The sequence below is a fragment of the Micromonospora sp. CPCC 205554 genome, from assembly GCF_036902745.1.
In the GTDB taxonomy this organism is placed as follows: Bacteria; Actinomycetota; Actinomycetes; order Mycobacteriales; family Micromonosporaceae; genus Micromonospora; species Micromonospora tulbaghiae.
The window spans coordinates 378,451-394,705 of the sequence record NZ_JBAKHP010000003.1; the positions used below are offsets into that span (position 1 = coordinate 378,451).

The following is a 16,255-nucleotide window of genomic DNA, read 5'->3' on the forward strand; positions in this document are numbered from 1 at the left end:
AGCGGTGCTCTCGATTCGGATTACTGCTTCAGTGAAGGTGGACCTGTCATGGCACTGCACGTGATCGTCGGCGCCGGCCCCGTCGGCACCGCCACCGCTCGCCTCCTCGCCGAACGCGGCGAACGGGTGCGGGTGGTCACCCGGCGTGGCACCGGCCCCGAGCACCCGGCGATCGAGCGGGTGGCCGCCGACGCCGCCGACGCGGACCGGCTCACCGCGCTCAGCGAGGGCGCGGATGCGCTCTACAACTGCGCCAACCCCGAGTACCACACGTGGCCGACCGACTGGCCGCCGCTCGCCGCCGCCCTGCTCACCGCCGCCGAGCGCAGCGGCGCCGTGCTCACCACGGTCGGCAACCTCTACGGGTACGGCCCGGTCGACGCACCGATGACCGAGGCGACCCCGCTCGCCGCCACCGGCGTCAAGGGCCGGGTCCGCAACCGGATGTGGGCCGACGCCCTGGCCACCCACCGCGCCGGCCGGGCCCGGATCACCGAGGTACGCGGCTCCGACTACATCGGCCTCGGCGGCAACTCGCTGCCCATGATGGTGCTGCCCAAGGTGCTCGCCGGGCGGCGGGTGTTCCTGCCGGTCGCCTGGGACGCGCCGCACACCTGGACGTACGTGGGAGACGTCGCCCGTACCCTCGTCGCCGCCGCCACCGACCCGCGGGCCTGGGGGCGGGCCTGGCACGTGCCCAGCGCGCCCCCGATGTCCATGCGGGCGCTCGCCGACCGGGCGGCGGCGCGGGCCGGGGCGCCGGCGCCCCGGCTGACCCGGATGCCCTACCCGGTGCTCTGGCTCGGCGGCCTGGCCGACCCGTTCGCCCGGGAACTGCGGGAGACCGCGCACCAGTTCGCCGGACCGTTCGTGATGGACTCCACCGCCGCGAGCGAGACGTTCGGGATCGAGGGGACGCCGCTGGACCGGGTCGTCGACGAGATGGTCACCGGTCTGCGCGCCGCCGCGCCCGCCGCCGCCCGTTAGGGGCGGCGGCTCGGACCGAAGGCGGCGACGAGCACGGCGACCATGGTCAGCGCCGCGCCGAGCAGCGTGTCCAGCCCCGGGTGCGAGGCGGCGGTCGGCAGCACCAGGTCCAGCAGCACCGCGCCGACGATCTGCCCGGCGATCGTGGCCAGGCCGAGCAGCAGCACCCCGGTGAACCGGACGAGGGCGGCGGCCAGCGCGATGAACACGATCCCGAGCGGGCCGCCGAGATAGAGCCACGGCTCGTCCGGGAACGCGCCGGCCGGCCGGCCGCGTACCGCCAGGTCCACCGCGAAGGTGACGAGCAGCGCCGCCGTGCCGACCGTGAAGTTCACGAGCGTGGCGGTCATGGCGCTGCCCGCCGCCGCCCGGACCCGCCCGTTGACCGCCTGCTGCCAGGCGATGCCCACCCCCGCCGCCAGCGGCAGCAGGGCCAGCGCCAGCGCCTGCGGGTCACCGAGGCGGTCGCCCACCGCCAGCAGGACGGCGAGCACTGTGAGCACCGCACCGATCAGCCGGTTCGGGGTGACCGGCTGCCGCCCGGCCGGGCCGATGCCGGCCCGATCGACGAGCAGGCTGCTGCCCGACTGCCCGGCCACCACCGCGACGGTGAAGACCGCGACGCCGAGCGCGCCGATGGTCAGCCCCTGCGTCGCCACCAGGAACGCGCCGCACACCCCGCCCAGGCACTGCCACGGGCGCAGCGTCCCGGCCCGCAGCGCGCCGCGCAGGGCGGCCAGTCCCCGCCGGCCACCGGGAGTGGCGGGGACCAGCACCAGCAGGATCAGCAGGCCCACGCCGAACGAGACCACCGCGGCGGCGATCCCGTCGGCCAGGCGTACGCCCAGCTCGCCGTTGATCCGGGACTGGACGGCGACCATCACGCCCGAGGCGGTGGCCAACCCGACACCGGCGACACGTCGCCCGGTCGACAGCGTCGGCGGTGCCGGTGGTGCCGCCGTCCCGGCTCTGCTCACTCCTGTTCGGCCAGCGGGCGCCCGTCGAAGTCGACAGCCGAGTAGAGGGCGAGCTTCTCCAGGCGGTGGTACGAGTCGATCACCCGGATCGTGCCGCTCTTGGAACGCATCACGATCGACTGCGTGTACGCGCCGCCGGAGCGGTAGCGCACGCCGCGCAGCAGGTCGCCGGAGGTGACGCCGGTGGCTACGAAGAAGCAGTTGTCGCCGGTGACCAGGTCGTCGGTGAACAGCACCCGGTCCAGGTCGTGCCCGGCGTCCAGCGCCTTGCGGCGCTCGTCGGAATCCTTCGGCCAGAGCTTGGCCTGCATCATGCCGCCCATGCACTTGAGCGCGCAGGCGGCGGTGATGCCCTCCGGGGTTCCGCCGATGCCCATCAGCACGTCCACGTCCGACTCGCCCCGGGCCGCCGCGATGGCACCCGCGATGTCGCCGTCGGAGATGAACCGGATCCCCGCGCCGGTACGCCGGATCTGCTTGACCAGGTCGTCGTGACGCGACCGGTCCAGCACGCACACTGTCACCTCGGCGGCGTCGGTGCCCTTGACCTTGGCGATCCGGTTGATGTTCTCGGCCACCCCGGCGTTGATGTCCACCACGTCGGCGTACATCGGGCCGACCGCCAGCTTCTCCATGTAGAAGACCGCGCTCGGGTCGAACATCGCCCCGCGCTCGGCCACCGCGAGCACTGCCAGCGCGTTCGGCATGCCCTTGCTCATCAGCGTGGTGCCGTCGATCGGGTCGACCGCCACGTCCACCTCGGGGCCGGTCCCGTCGCCGACCTCCTCGCCGTTGAACAGCATCGGGGCGTTGTCCTTCTCGCCCTCGCCGATCACCACGACGCCGCGCATCGGGATCGAGTTGATCAGCTTTCGCATGGCGTCGACTGCTGCGCCGTCGCCGCCTTCCTTGTCGCCCCGGCCGACCCAGCGGCCGGCGGCCATCGCCGCGGCCTCGGTGACCCGGACCAGATCGAGGGCGAGGTTGCGGTCGAGATCCTGGGGCGTCCGCGTCCTGGTGGTTGTCATGGCGGCCTCCTCGCGACGTTGCGGGGTGGGACCGGCGGTCACCGCCGCCGGTTTTGTCGCTGATCCTCACACGATCTCAGGTTCGCCGTCCCGGCGGGGCGGAGGAGGCCAGGATCACGTCACCCGGTGGGCTGCGACAATGGCCGGGTGGAAGCCGCACAGCCTGCCGACCGCACACCGACCGACGCCACCCCGCCGGAGGGACAGCCGCCGGTCCGACCGGACGGCGGCCCGGCCCCGTCCGAAGGTCAGCCCGCGCTCGTCGCGGACCGGGGCGAGCCGGCCGCCGAGGCGGACAACCCCGCGCCGCCCGCCGGCAGGGAGAAGGCCCGGTCCGAGCGGTCGCCGAAGGACATGGCGCTGTCCCTGCTGATCCTGCTGGTCCCGATCGCGCTGCTGCTCGCCTTCTACCGGGGCTTCCTCGGCGGCGACTCGCCGGTCACCGTCGACCCGGCGCCCGCGCTGGAGCAGGCCCGCTCCGCGAACGCCTTCCCGGTGAGCGAGCCGACCGGGCTGGGCGACGACTGGCGTACGGTCAACGCCCGCTTCCGGACCGAGGCGGACGGCTCGACGCTGCGGATCGGGTACGTGACCCCGGAGGGCCGGGGCGCGCAGCTCGTGGAGAGCAACGTCCCGGCGGAGAAGCTGCTGCCCGCCGAGCTGACCGAGGGGCAGCCGCAGGGCGCGGCCGACCTGCCCGGCGGGCTGAGCTGGCAGCGCTACACCGCACGCGGCAACGAGCATGCGCTCGTCCTGCTGGAGCCGAACCGCACGGTGATCGTGGTGGGTGACGCGGGCGAGACCGAGCTGCGCAAGCTCGCCACGTCGCTGCGCTGACGTCCTCCCTCCGGGTGACGCGGGATTGCGGAACCCCGCTTCCGGGAACAGAAGGGACATCGAGCCCGGACGACCCACCTGGAGAGGTTGACGTGAAGATACGACGCTTCAGCGCCACCGCGTTCGCCGCGGCGCTGCTCATTCCCGGCCTGGCGGCCTGCAACGGCAACGGGACGACGTCCGACGCCTCCGCGACCCCGAGCGCCTCCGGCAGCGTCGCACCGAGCGCCACGGCGTCCAGCAGCGCGGCCAAGCAGGCTCTGCTCGACTCCACGAACGCGATCCGCGAGGGGAACTTCAAGTTCTCCATGACCGGCGCGGGCTCCACCGCCGAAGGGCAGGTGCACGAGCCGAGCCAGAGCGCCGACATGCGGATGACCATCGGCGACCCGTCGTCGGACCTGATGATGAAGCTGGACCTGATCCACGCCAAGCCGGACAGCTGGGTCAAGCTGGAACTCGGCGGCACGGCGGCCTCGCAGATCCCCGGCGTGAAGAACCTCAACACCGGCAAGTACCACCACCTCGACCAGAACCGGATCAAGGGCAACCGGGCGCTGGGCTTCGACTTCGAGAAGCTCGACCCGGCCGGCAGCGCCGTGCTCACCCAGGGCATCACCGAGGTACGGCAGACCGGCGAGGGCGCGTACGAGGGCACAGTCGACGTGTCGAAGGCCGCCGAGGCGGGCTCACTCGACCCGGCCGTGATCACCGCGCTCGGGGCGCAGGCCCAGTCGGTGCCGTTCACCGCCAAGGTCGACACGCAGGGCCGGCTCAGCGAGATGGTGCTCAAGATCCCGGCCGCCGGCCAGAGCGCCGCGCAGGACCTGAAGATCACCTACACCGACTACGGCAACGCGTCGGCGGCCCAGAAGCCCCCGGCCGACCAGGTCGTCGAGGCCCCCGCCGAGCTGTACAACCTGTTCAACTGAGGCCGTCGGTGGGGTTCGACGATCACGCCGAACCCCACCGTCAGTCCTCGGCGCGCTGGCGGGCGGCGTCGATGCGGGCGCGGGCGCCGTCCAGCCAGCGCTGGCACACCCCGGCGAGTTGCTCTCCGCGCTCCCAGAGGGCCAGCGACTCCTCCAGCGAGGTGCCGCCCGCCTCCAGCCGCTCCACCACCGAGGCCAGCTCGGCGCGGGCCTGCTCGTAGCTGAGTTGTTCGTCCTGCTTCGTCCCGGTCATCGTCTCTCTTCCCTCAGCCGTCGACGGTGGCGGTCAGCTCGCCCTCGGCGAGGCGTACCCGCAGTGGATCGCCCTTGGCCACCTCGGAGGCCGCGCGGACGACGTGGCCGTCGGCGCGTTGCACGATCGCGTAGCCGCGCTCCAGCGTGGCCGCCGGGGACAGCGCGCGCAGCCGGGCCAGCGTGTGCCGCAGGTCGTCGGTCGCGCCCCGCAGCCGGTGCTCCAGGGACCGGCCGGCGCGGTCGCGCAGCGCGGACACGTCCACCGCCCGCTGCTCGACCATCACCTGCGGCCGGGCCAGCACCGGACGGGACCGCAGCAGGTCGATCCGGTGCTGCTCCCGGTCGACCAGGTGACGCACGGCCCGCTCCAGCCGGGACCGGGCCTGGCCGATCAGCCGGACCTCCTCGGTCAGGTCCGGCACGATGCGCTTCGCCGCGTCGGTGGGGGTGGAGGCGCGCACATCGGCCACGTAGTCGAGCAGCGGCGCGTCCGTCTCGTGGCCGATCGCGCTGACCACGGGCGTGCGGCAGGCGAAGACCGCCCGGCACAGCGCCTCGTCGGAGAAGGGCAGCAGATCCTCGATGCCGCCACCGCCCCGGGCGATGACGATCACGTCCACGGCCGGGTCGGCGTCGAGCACCTTGAGCGCGCCGACGATGTCCGGCACGGCGCTCGCCCCCTGCACCGCCACGTTGATCGTGCGGAAGTCGACGGCGGGCCAGCGGCGCCGGGCGTTGGTCAGCACGTCCCGCTCGGCCGCCGAGGCGCGGCCGGTGATCAGGCCGACCCGGCCCGGCAGGAACGGCAGCCGCCGTTTGCGGGACCGGTCGAACAGGCCCTCGGCGGCGAGCAGCTTCTTGAGCTTCTCCAGCCGGGCCAGCAACTCACCGAGGCCGACCTGGCGGATCTCGTCGGCCCGCAGGCTGAGCGTGCCCCGCGCGGCGTAGAACTCGGGCTTGGCGTGCAGCACCACCCGGGCGCCCTCGCGCAGCTCCGGCGCGCCCGAGTCGAGCACGTCCCGGTTGGTGGTGACGGTCAGGCTGAGGTCGGCCGACGGATCGCGCAGCGTGAGGAAGACGGTGCTCGCGCCGGGGCGGCGGCTGATCTGCGCCACCTGGCCGTCGACCCACACCCAGCCCAGGCGGGCGATCCAGGCGCCGACCTTCTGGCTGACCACCCGGACCGGCCACGGCTCCTCGGCCGTGCTCCGCCCGTCCGGGGTGCTCCGCCCGTCCGGCGCTCCCCGGCCGTCTTCTCCCGCGCTCACCCGCCCACCCTACGGCGCGGGACCGACAGCGCCCGCGTGCGCCTCGCGGCCGCTGCCGCGCGGGAGAGCGGCACGTACGATGGGCGGGTGACTGACGCTGAGACGACTCCCCGGACCGGCAAGCGCGTGCTCCTGGCCAACCCCCGCGGCTACTGCGCGGGAGTGGACCGGGCGGTGCAGACCGTCGAGGAGGCGCTGAAGCTCTACGGCGCGCCGATCTACGTGCGCAAGCAGATCGTGCACAACAAGCACGTGGTGCGCACGCTGGAGGCCCAGGGCGCGATCTTCGTGGAGGAGAACGAGGAGGTGCCGGAGGGCGCCACCGTCATCTTCTCCGCCCACGGCGTCGCCCCCGAGGTCTACGAGCAGGCCGAGCAGCGCTCGCTGCGGGCGATCGACGCGACCTGCCCGCTGGTCACGAAGGTGCACCACGAGGCCCGCCGGTTCGCCGCGCAGGACTACGACATCCTGCTCATCGGCCACGAGGGGCACGAGGAGGTCATCGGCACCGCCGGTGAGGCACCCGCCCACATCCAGCTCGTCGACGGCCCGGACGGGGTCGACAAGGTCACCGTGCGCGACCCGGAGAAGGTGGTCTGGCTGTCCCAGACCACGCTGTCGGTGGACGAGACGCTGGAGACCGTGGCCCGGCTCAAGAAGCGGCTGCCGCTGCTCCAGTCGCCGCCCAGCGACGACATCTGCTACGCGACCTCCAACCGCCAGCACGTGGTCAAGGAGATCGCCCCCGAGTGCGACGTGGTGATCGTGGTCGGCTCGCGCAACTCCTCGAACTCGGTCCGGCTGGTCGAGGTGGCGCTCGACGCCGGGGCCCGCGCCGGGCACCTGGTCGACTTCGCGCACGAGATCGAGGACGCCTGGCTGACCGGCGCCCGGACCGTGGGTGTGACCTCCGGCGCGAGCGTGCCGGACGAGCTGGTCCAGCAGGTGCTCGCGCACCTGGCCGAGCGCGGCTTCGGCGACGTCGAGGAGATCACCACCGCCGACGAGCGGCTGACGTTCTCGCTGCCGCAGGAGCTCAAGCGCGACATGAAGGCCGCCGCCGCGGCCCGCGGCTGACCGGGAACGGATCGGCCGCCCGCCGCGTCCAACCGACCATGAAGACTCCTCGTACGGTGCTCGTCGCACTGCTCGCCGGTCTCGCGCTGACCGCCTGCGCCGCACCCGGCGACGGGTCCGCCGATCCCAGCCCCAGCCCGAGTACGACGGGAGCCGCCCCCGTGACCAGCCAGCCCGACCCCGGCACGAGCCCGAGCCGTCCGAACCCCTCCTGGAAGGGCGGCCCGTCGACCCCGCCGGGTGTCGGCGGCACCGTCATCAGCGGCACCGTGCAGGCCGGCGTCGAGCCGAACTGCCTGCTGCTCGACGGCCACCTGCTCGTCGGCGGCCCCCGCGACGTGCTCAAGGCCGGCGCCCGGGTCGAGGTCACCGGCCGCCCCGAGCCGGGCATGATGACCACCTGCCAGCAGGGCACCCCGTTCGTGGTCGAGTCCGCCCGCCCCGCCTGACGAGACGACGGAGCCCCGCCCCCTGCGAGAGGGGACGGGGCTCCGTCGTGTCAGCGGATCAGTTGACCGCGAGGACCTCGACCGAACCGCGGCCGACGACCGCGCCCTCGGTGGTGGTCACGGCCAGGTCGCCGTACAGCTCCCGGCCGGCGGCCGGGGTGGACAGGGCGGTCACCGCACCGGTGAGGGTGGCGGTGGCGCCGTTGGCCAGCGACAGCGGCGTGGACGGCGCGGAGAGCGTGCCCAGCTCCGGGGACGCGAACGAGTCCCGGTAGTCGTACGCCGTGCTCGGGTCGCTCATCGAGTAACCGTCGACCACGACCCGGTAGGTGCCGGGCGTCGGGTTGGTCAGCGTGACGGCCTCCTCCGAGTCACCGTCGGCCGACTGGCCCACCTGGGTGGTGCCGCGGAAGACGGTCAGGTCCAGGTCGGCGCTCAGGTCGGACGGGTTGCCGATCCGGGCGGTGAACGAGGTGGCGCCCGCGGGCACCTCCACCACGTACTCCTGGCTGGCGCCCTCGGTGATGCTCGGCCGCTCGGTGCGGACGCTGGCCAGCGGGCCGCCGACGCCGGTCACCTGGACCGGGCCGAACGTGTTGGTCAGCTTCCAGCTCACCGGGGCCGGGGTGCCGGCGGTGACCGACGGGAGCTGGACGACGGCCGGCTCCACCGTGACGCCCTGCACGCGCGCCTGGAGCCGGAACGGGTTGTCCAGCGCCGGCGAGGTGCGACGCGCCTCCACCTCGATCTCCCACACACCCGGCAGCGGGTTCTGGTAGTCCCGCTCCTGCGGCTTGCAGACCGCGGCGTCGGAGAAGTTGGTGTAGCAGGCGGTGCTGGCGGTGCTCTCGACCGGCACGCCGTACGGGTTGATGGCGATGAACCGGGTCTGCGAGCCGGTGGCGATGCCGGACAGGTTGACCTGGAGCGCGCCCGCACCCGGCGGCACCGTCACGAAGTACGACCGGAAGCCGTTGCGCTCGACCGAGCCGTCGGCCGAGAACGAGTACGCCGGAGCGGCGACCGGGTTCGAGGCGATCACGACGGTGGCGACCTCGAAGTCGACCACGTTGGTGGCCGGGTCGTCGACGGTCATGATGGCGCCGTGCGCGCCGGCCGTCATCGGCTTGGCCTTCACCTTGACCGTGACGGTCTTGTTCAGCGGCAGCCACACCACCTTGGGGGCGCTGTAGGTGCCGTCGTTCCCGCGGAAGGCGACCTCGTGCTTGATGCCCTTGTTCGGGCCGCTGGTACGGGTCAGCTTCACCTCGTAGTGGCGGCTCTCCTTGACCTTCTGGCCACCACGGTCGGCGGCGCAGCGGTTGTAGAGGCCGGTGCCGACGTTCGGGTTCGGCACGAACGTGCCGGAGGCCCGGTCGTAGCGGGTCAGGTTCGGCGACAGCTCGGTGCAGACCGGCGCCTCGGAGGTGTAGGTGCGGGTCGGCACGCCCTTGGCGAGCAGGCTCCACGCGCCCGGCACGTTGAACATGCCGTAGCCCTGCGCGTACGTCGGGACGCCGGTGATCGGCTGGGCCGAGGTGTAGACGGCCCGGCGCAGCGCGGCCGGGGTGACGCCCTTGCCGGTCGCCTTGGCGGCCGACAGCAGCAGCGCGGCGGCGCCGGTGGCCTGCGGGGCGGCCATCGAGGTGCCGTTGAGCATCTGATAGCCCGGGGGCAGCGGGTAGCCCGCCTCCGGCACCGGGTTGCCCGGCTGCCAGGTCGGCGCGGTGGAGATGGCCGAGCCGGGGGCGGTGACGTTCGGCTTGAAACCGCCGTCCTCACGCGGGCCGCGCGAGGAGAAGTTGAACAGCGCGTTGTCCTTGCGGACCACCGAGCCGTAGTTGGCCAGCCAGGTGTCCTTGCTGATGCTCGCCGCGACGCTCACCACGTCGGTGGCGACCGACGGGTCGCCGACCGTGTTCACGCCCGGACCGGAGTTGCCGGCCGAGATGAACAGCTGCACGCCGTACGTGTTGATCAGGTCGTTGTAGAGGACCGCGCGGGCGTTCGAGCCGTCGTTGAGCGCGGGCAGACCACCGATCGACATGTTCACCACGTCGACCTTGCGGTTGATCACCAGGTCGGCCATGCCGGTGGTGAGCGCCGCCGCGGTGCAGCCGCCGCCCCACGAGCAGGCGCGGGCGGAGACCAGCTTGGCACCCGGGGCTGCGCCGTCGAAGGCGCTGTTGCCCAGCATGTCGTTGGCGGCGGTGATGCCGGCGACGTGGGTGCCGTGGGTGCTCTCGATGATGCCGATGTTGACGTAGTCGACCAGGCCGGGGCCGCCGACCGGGGCGGTGTTCACGTTGCGCCGGTACTCGACCACGAACGGGATCTGCTCGCGTACCGCGGTGGCCGGGTTGTCCGTGCCGAAGTGACCGACCTGGAACTTCTCCTTGTACGGCCGCATCACCTCGTCGTCGGTGAAGTCGTTGTTCTGGTTCGCGTCGACGCGCACGTCACCGGTGGTGGGGTTGTAGAGCACGCCCCAGAAGTCGGTGGTGTCGCCGTCGCGGTTGAGGTCACCCCGCGCGTCGCTGTTCGCGGTGATGTTCTCGCGGAAGACGTTGAACCGGTAGTTGCCGGCCGGCGCCGTCCAGGTGCCCAGCGAGGTGGTGAACTCCGGGCCGCTGACCTCGGTCAGCATCGGCCGCCAGGATGCGTCCTCCAGCGGGTCGGTGGCGGTGACCCAGTCGACGATCTTGCGCTCGCCGGTGGTGGTCGTCTGGAGCGCCGGCTGGTCGAGGTCCACACCGGAGTCCATGATGCCGATGGTGACGCCGCGGCCGTCCCACTGCGGGTTCGCGGCCTTGAAGGCCTCCGCGCCGGTCTCGTTGGTCGGCATGTACGGGTTCACCGCGCCGGTGTCACCGCCCGGCCCGGCCAGTGCCTGGGCCTGGGCGGCGGTCTTCGCGCCCTTCGGTGCCGCCTCGGGCGCCGGGTCGGGGAGCTTGATGGTCTCGTCCAGGTCGACGGCGGCGACACCGGGCAGCGTGGCGGCCTTGAGCGCCTTCGCGGTGGGGACCTTCGCCAGCACGTAGCCGATCTGGTCGTACCGCTGGCTGACGGTGGCGCCCAGGCCGGTCAGGCCGTCGACGACCTTCTTGGCCGAGCCCTTCTTCGCCGCGATGATCATCGTGACGGTCGGCGCGTTCTTCGCCTCGGCCTCGTCGAGCAGCTTGGCGTCGTGTGCGCCCAGTGCCTTCGCGGCGGTCGGCTGCGAGGGTTGGGTGGCGGGGGCGGCGCTCGCGGTACCGGCGCCACCTCCGACGGTCAGGGCGCCGGCCGCGAGGACCGAGGCCAGGAGCGCGGCGGACGGTCGCCGGCTTCGCGTGCGGGGTTTACTCAACGTTCTCTTCCTCCAGAGAACAGGGCCCTCGAGGGGCAGGGCACGTGTGACGGTGATCGTGCGTGCCACGACGACATGTGTCACTACCCGGCCTGGGTTTGTGATCAGTCCGTGACAAGAATCGGTCTACGTCATCACGTGCGGCGTGTTAGGCGTCGACGTCCGTCGACCTCTCGGCCGATGTGGACGGCGCACTCAGCAGCTCGGGAGCCTGCGGCTGCCTCGGTGCCAGCTCGACCTGCGCCGGGGCGGCCAGTTCGTCGTCGGAGACGCCCAGCTCGGCCAGCTTGCGGGCGCTCACGAGCACCCGCGCCTCCAGCGAGCCCACCGCCCGGTTGTAGGCGGTCACCGCCCCGCTCAGCGAGCTGCCGAGCTTGCCGACGTGGTCGCCCAGTGTGGACAGCCGCCCGTACAGCTCGCGGGCCAGTGAGTGGACGGTGGCGGCGTTGCGTGCCAGCGCCTCCTGCCGCCACGAGTAGGCGACGGTGCGCAGCAGCGCCACCAGCGTGGCCGGCGTGGCGAGCACCACGTTGCGGGCGAACGCGTGCTCCAGCAGGGACGGGTCGCGTTGCAGCGCCACGTCGAGGAACGGGTCCGCCGGCACGAACAGCACCACGAACTCGGGCGTCTGGTCGAACGCCGACCAGTAGGACTTGGCCGCCAGGCCGTCCACGTGCGCGCGCAGGTGCCGGGCGTGCGCGTCCAGGTGGGTGTCGCGCCCGCGCTCGTCGCGCGCCTCCATCGCGGTCAGGTACGCGTCGAAGGGCGCCTTCGCGTCCACCACCACCGTCCGGCCGCCGTGCAGGCGCACCACCAGGTCGGGGCGTACCCCCTGGTGGTCGGTCGCGGCGGTGACCTGCTCGCTGAAGTCGCAGTGCTCCAGCATGCCGGCGGCCTCGACGATCCGGCGGAGCTGGTGCTCGCCCCAGCGGCCCCGCACCTGCGGCGCGCGCAGCGCGGCGACCAGCTGCTTGGTCTCGGTGCGCAGCTCCCCGGAGACAGCGCTCATGGACCGCACCTGCTCGCGCAGCTCGGCGTACGCGTCGACCCGGTCCCGCTCCAGCTCCGCCACCCGCTGCTCGTAGCGGCGCAGCGTGTCGTGCAGCGGCGCGACCGCGCGGGCCACCGCCTCCTGGGACTGCGCTGTCGCCTCGTAGCTGAGCGCCCGCATGGACTGCTCCAGCCGGCCCTCGCCGGCCTGGGTGGCGGCCAGTGTCGCCTCCAGGCGGGCGATGTCCGCCGCGGCGCGCGCCCGGGCGGCCAGCCAGCCCACCGCGCCGCCCGCGGCGAGGCAGAGCACCACCACGGCCAGCGTCGCAAAGCTCATGGCCAAGAGCTTGCCAAACGGGTACGACGAGCGCCCGGTGGGTACGTTCGAGTCATGGAGTTCGCGTTGTGGCTGGTCCTGATCCTGCTGCTCGGAGGTGCGTTCGTGTTCTGGCGGAGGGGGAGCAGATCGCGTCGGTCCAGCGAGCTGGCCGACGCCCGCGCCGAGGCACAGCGGTGGTACGAGCGGCTCGGCGGCCAGCTGATGAACCTGCACGGCGACGCCCCGGCGGTCCGGCAGGCGCTCGCCGACGCCGGTGAGCGGTACAACGCGGCCGGCTCGCAGCTGGAGCAGGCGACCACGCCGCGCCAGTTCGGGCTGGCCCGGGAGACCGCGCTGGAGGGGCTGGCGTACATCCGGGCGGCGCGGACCGCGATGGGCATCGACCCAGGGCCGGAGCTGCCGCCGCTCGCCGCCGCCCAGGGCGCGGGCGCGCTCACCAAGGAGCGCCAGGTCGACGTGCAGGGGCAGACGTTCCGGGCCGGCCCGCAGCCGGGGAACGCGACGCCCTACTACTACCCGGGTGGGCGGTTCCAGGGGCGGCCGGTGCCGGCCGGCTGGTACTCCACGCCGTGGTGGAAGACCGCGCTCGGCGCGGGCGTCGGTGTGGTCGGTGGTCTCCTGATCGCGGACGCGCTGTTCTCGCCCGCGTTCGCCGACCCCGGGTACGACGCCGGCTACCAGGAGGGCTTCGGCGACGGCCAGGACTTCGGCGACCAGGGCGGCGACATGGGCGGTGACATGGGCGGCGGTGGGGACTACGCCGGTGGCGACTTCGGCGGTGGGGACTTCGGCGGGTTCGGCGGCGGGGACTTCGGTGGTGACTTCGGCGGCGGCGACTGGTAGCCGGCCCCGGCGGGGCCCCCGCTCACGCGAGTGCCCCGCCCGGGACGGATCAGCCGGTGTTGCGCATGCCGGCGGCGATGCCGTTGACGGTGGTCAGCAGCGCCCGCTCCAGCGCCGTACCGTCGTTCGGGGCACGCCGCCCGCCCGGCGCGGTCACCACCGCCCGCCCGGCGGCGCCTGATTCGCGGTACTGCCGCAGCAACGCCACCTGGAGGTGGTGCAGCGGCTCCAGGTAGGTGTCCCGCACGGCGAGCGTGCGCTGGAGCACCGGCGAGTTGTCCAGCAGCGCCGGTGCGGCGGTGACCGCCAGCACCTCCTGCTTGGTCAGCTCGTACTCCTGCTCGATCTTGTCGAAGATCGGGTGCAGCTTCTTCGGCACCAGCGTCTCCACGTACCGCCGGGCGATGGTCAGGTCGGTCTTGGTCAGCATCATCTCGACGTTCGACAGGAACGTGCGGAAGAAGTGCCAGTTCCGGTTCATCTCGGCGAGCACGTCGGCCAGCCCGGCCGCCCGCGCGGCGGCCAGCCCGGAACCCACGCCGAACCAGCCCGGCACGATCTGCCGGGTCTGCGTCCAGCCGAACACCCACGGGATGGCGCGCAGCCCGGACAGGCCGGCGCCGGTGTTCGGGCGCTTCGCCGGCCGGGAGCCGATGTTCAGCGCGCCGAGCAGCTCGGTCGGGGTGGAGGCCCAGAAGTACGCGGGCAGGTCCGGGTCCTCGACCAGCGACCGGTACGACCGGAACGCCGACTCCGACACCACGTCCATCGCCGCGTCCCAGCGTTCCAGCATCTCGGCCGGCTGCCGGGGCGCGGTGTGCAGCAGCGTGGCCTGGAGCACCGCCGCCACCGTCAGTTCCAGGTTCTCCCGGGCCAGCGCCGGCAGCGTGTACTTGTCGGAGATGACCTCGCCCTGCTCGGTCACCTTGATCGCGCCGTCGAGCGTGCCGTACGGCTGGGCCAGGATCGCGTCGTGCGTGGGGCCGCCACCCCGGCCGACGGTGCCGCCCCGGCCGTGGAACAACCGCAGGTGTACGCCGTGCCGCGCGGCCACGTCACGCAGCGCGCGCTGCGCCCGGTGGATGGACCACTGGCTGGTGGTGATGCCCGCCTCCTTGTTGGAGTCGGAGTACCCGAGCATCACCTCCTGCACGTCGCCCCGCGCCGCCACCAGCGCCCGGTACGCGGGCAGCGACAGCAGCTCGTCGAGCAGCTCGCCACCGGAGTTCAGCTCGGCCGGCGTCTCCAGCAGCGGCACGATGCCGATGCGGGCGCGCCCCGAGTGCACGTCCACCAGGCCGGCCTCACGGGCCAGCACCACGGCGGCGAGCACGTCGTCCACGCCGAGCGTCATCGAGATGATGTACGACTCGATGACCTCGGGGCCGAACCGGTCCTGCGCCTCGCGGACGGCAGCGAACACGTCGAACGTCTTGCGGGCCGACTCGGTGAGCGGGCTGTCCTGGGTGGAGAGCGGGCGGCGGCCGGTCAGCTCGTCGGCGAGCAGCTTGGTGCGCTCCAGCCGGGACAGCGCCGGGTAGTCGGAGACCTCACCGACCGCCTCGTAGAGCTGGGCCAGCACCTCGTGGTGCTTCTCCGCGTGCTCGCGGATGTCCATGGTGGCCAGGTGCAGGCCGAACGCGGACACCGTACGGATGGCCGAGGCGAGCCGACCCACGGCGGTGAGCTGGCCGGAGTTGCGGGCCAGCGACGCGCGCAGCAGCTCCAGGTCGGCGATCAGCTCGGTCGAGCCCCGGTAGTCCCGCCCCGGCACGTGCGGGGTGCCGGCGCGCAGCCGCTCCCGGGTGTTGGCGAGCTTCGCCTTCACGCACCGCGCCTTGAGCCGGTACGGCTCCTCCGCGTTGACCCGGCGGAACCGGGGCGCCACCTCGGGCAGCGCGTCCAGGTCCTTGGCGAGGCTGGCGGACAGGTCGAGCGACACCGCGCGCAGCCGCCGGGAGACGCTGACCTCGGTGATCAGCTCGTCCATCGCCTTCTCGGTGGCGGCGATGCCGTGCTCGTGCTGGATGCGCAGCACCTCGCGGGTGACCACCGGCGTGACGAACGGGTTGCCGTCGCGGTCGCCGCCGATCCAGGTGCCGAAGCTCAGCGGGCGGGACGTCGGCGACGTCTCCACGCCGAGCGTGCGCAGCGTGTCGGCGAGGTCGTCGAGGACCTGCGGCGCGGCCTCGGCGTACAGGTCCCGCAGGTAGTAGATCGCGTTGCGCGCCTCGTCGGTCGGGTCCGGCCGGTCCAGCCGCAACTCGTCGGTCTGCCACATGAGATCGAGCAGCTCGGCCAGGCGGCGGTTCGCCGGGCCCTCGTCGCTGGCGCCGTAGAGGATCGCGTTCGCGGTCTCGGCGTCCAGTTCGTCGGCCACCGCGCGCAGCTTGGACAGGATGGACCGGCGGGCCGCCTCGGTGGGGTGGGCGGTGAAGACCGGGCGTACGGCCAGCCGCCGGGCCGCGGCGGCGATCTCCTCGGCCGGTACGCCCCGCTCGGCGATCATCTTGGCCGCCTGGTCCAGCCAGCCGCCGTGGGTGGCGCGGCGGCGGCGCAGGTCCCGGGCGCGGTGCACCTGCTCGGTGATGTTCGCCAGGTGGAAGTAGGTGGAGAAGGCGCGGGCCAGCTTCGTGCCGGTGGTGACGTCGAGCCCGGCGAGGCGCTGGGCGGCGGCCGGCGCGTCGGAGCGGACCTGGGCGCGGATCTCCTCGACCAGGTCGAGCAGCGGGCGGCCCTCCTGCCGGGCGAGGGTCTGCCCGAGCAGCGTGCCGAGGCGGCGGATGTCGGCCCGGAGAGCGGCGTCGGGGCCGTCGTGGTCGTGCTGGTCGGTCACGGTTGCGCTCCTTACGCGAGGACGAAGGACAGCGCTGTCCGACTCCTCTGGATGGTATCCGCGCGGCCCCGGCGGACAGGAGGGGGA

At 73.1% G+C, this 16,255-nt stretch carries 13 protein-coding genes; 6 read left to right on the top strand and 7 right to left on the bottom strand.

Annotation, left to right across the window (positions count from 1 at the left end; translation table 11 throughout):
- The first annotated feature begins 48 nt into the window (after positions 1-48).
- Positions 49-987 carry an NAD-dependent epimerase/dehydratase family protein gene (locus tag V6U82_RS07770; RefSeq protein ID WP_334460101.1) on the top strand — a complete coding sequence of 313 codons (939 nt, stop codon included), beginning with the start codon at positions 49-51 and terminating at the stop codon, positions 985-987.
- On the opposite strand, the gene V6U82_RS07775 is transcribed toward V6U82_RS07770, so the two are convergent.
- On the bottom strand, positions 984-1,964 hold the full coding sequence (locus V6U82_RS07775; RefSeq protein ID WP_442933427.1) for a DMT family transporter: 981 nt from the start codon (positions 1,962-1,964) through the stop codon (positions 984-986). The genes V6U82_RS07770 and V6U82_RS07775 overlap by 4 nt on opposite strands.
- Positions 1,961-2,992 carry a class II fructose-bisphosphatase gene (glpX, locus tag V6U82_RS07780; protein ID WP_091415773.1) on the bottom strand — a complete coding sequence of 344 codons (1,032 nt, stop codon included), beginning with the start codon at positions 2,990-2,992 and terminating at the stop codon, positions 1,961-1,963. The genes V6U82_RS07775 and glpX overlap by 4 nt, the downstream gene beginning before the upstream one ends.
- Before the next feature lie 147 nt (positions 2,993-3,139).
- Here glpX and V6U82_RS07785 point away from each other — a divergent pair, with 147 nt between their 5' ends.
- Both V6U82_RS07785 and V6U82_RS07790 read left to right on the top strand, forming a co-directional pair.
- Positions 3,140-3,829, top strand: coding sequence for a DUF4245 domain-containing protein (locus V6U82_RS07785; RefSeq protein WP_181726527.1), 690 nt, complete (start codon positions 3,140-3,142; stop codon positions 3,827-3,829).
- A 92-nt stretch (positions 3,830-3,921) separates the two neighbouring features.
- On the top strand, positions 3,922-4,761 hold the full coding sequence (locus V6U82_RS07790) for a hypothetical protein (protein WP_128136700.1): 840 nt from the start codon (positions 3,922-3,924) through the stop codon (positions 4,759-4,761).
- A gap of 40 nt (positions 4,762-4,801) precedes the next feature.
- On the opposite strand, the gene V6U82_RS07795 is transcribed toward V6U82_RS07790, so the two are convergent.
- The gene (locus V6U82_RS07795) at positions 4,802-5,014 is read right to left on the bottom strand and encodes an exodeoxyribonuclease VII small subunit (protein ID WP_128136699.1); all 213 of its coding nucleotides are present in this window, start codon (positions 5,012-5,014) and stop codon (positions 4,802-4,804) included.
- 13 nt (positions 5,015-5,027) lie between these two features.
- A complete protein-coding gene (gene xseA / locus V6U82_RS07800) occupies positions 5,028-6,284 on the bottom strand; it encodes an exodeoxyribonuclease VII large subunit (RefSeq protein ID WP_334460106.1) in 1,257 nt (418 codons plus the stop codon).
- 87 nt (positions 6,285-6,371) lie between these two features.
- Here xseA and V6U82_RS07805 point away from each other — a divergent pair, with 87 nt between their 5' ends.
- Both V6U82_RS07805 and V6U82_RS07810 read left to right on the top strand, forming a co-directional pair.
- Positions 6,372-7,361: a 4-hydroxy-3-methylbut-2-enyl diphosphate reductase gene (locus tag V6U82_RS07805; RefSeq protein ID WP_181726526.1), complete on the top strand. Its 990-nt coding sequence runs from the start codon at positions 6,372-6,374 to the stop codon at positions 7,359-7,361.
- A 38-nt stretch (positions 7,362-7,399) separates the two neighbouring features.
- Positions 7,400-7,810, top strand: a complete 411-nt coding sequence (locus V6U82_RS07810) for a hypothetical protein (RefSeq protein ID WP_128136696.1) — start codon at positions 7,400-7,402, stop codon at positions 7,808-7,810.
- A gap of 58 nt (positions 7,811-7,868) precedes the next feature.
- On the opposite strand, the gene V6U82_RS07815 is transcribed toward V6U82_RS07810, so the two are convergent.
- Together V6U82_RS07815 and V6U82_RS07820 are read right to left on the bottom strand one after the other, a co-directional pair.
- Entirely contained in the window at positions 7,869-11,159 is a 3,291-nt protein-coding gene (locus V6U82_RS07815; RefSeq protein WP_334460107.1) for a S8 family serine peptidase, read from the bottom strand.
- A 148-nt stretch (positions 11,160-11,307) separates the two neighbouring features.
- Positions 11,308-12,486 (bottom strand): DNA recombination protein RmuC, encoded by a 1,179-nt coding sequence (locus tag V6U82_RS07820; RefSeq protein WP_120571611.1) that lies wholly within the window; start codon positions 12,484-12,486, stop codon positions 11,308-11,310.
- Positions 12,487-12,540: 54 nt separating this feature from the next.
- Between V6U82_RS07820 and V6U82_RS07825 the strand changes: the two genes are divergently transcribed.
- Positions 12,541-13,332, top strand: a complete 792-nt coding sequence (locus V6U82_RS07825; protein WP_334460108.1) for a hypothetical protein — start codon at positions 12,541-12,543, stop codon at positions 13,330-13,332.
- 49 nt (positions 13,333-13,381) lie between these two features.
- Here the strand turns inward: V6U82_RS07825 and ppc are convergent, their stop codons facing one another.
- Entirely contained in the window at positions 13,382-16,168 is a 2,787-nt protein-coding gene (gene ppc / locus V6U82_RS07830) for a phosphoenolpyruvate carboxylase (RefSeq protein ID WP_334460109.1), read from the bottom strand.
- Between the last annotated feature and the right edge of the window lie 87 nt (positions 16,169-16,255).

Coding starts and splice junctions, on each gene's coding strand:
- V6U82_RS07770 (WP_334460101.1), top strand. CDS start 49: ATGGCACTGCACGTGATCGTCGGCGCCGGCCCCGTCGGCACCGCCACC.
- glpX (WP_091415773.1), bottom strand. CDS start 2,992: ATGACAACCACCAGGACGCGGACGCCCCAGGATCTCGACCGCAACCTC.
- V6U82_RS07795 (WP_128136699.1), bottom strand. CDS start 5,014: ATGACCGGGACGAAGCAGGACGAACAACTCAGCTACGAGCAGGCCCGC.
- V6U82_RS07810 (WP_128136696.1), top strand. CDS start 7,400: ATGAAGACTCCTCGTACGGTGCTCGTCGCACTGCTCGCCGGTCTCGCG.
- V6U82_RS07820 (WP_120571611.1), bottom strand. CDS start 12,486: ATGAGCTTTGCGACGCTGGCCGTGGTGGTGCTCTGCCTCGCCGCGGGC.
- V6U82_RS07825 (WP_334460108.1), top strand. CDS start 12,541: ATGGAGTTCGCGTTGTGGCTGGTCCTGATCCTGCTGCTCGGAGGTGCG.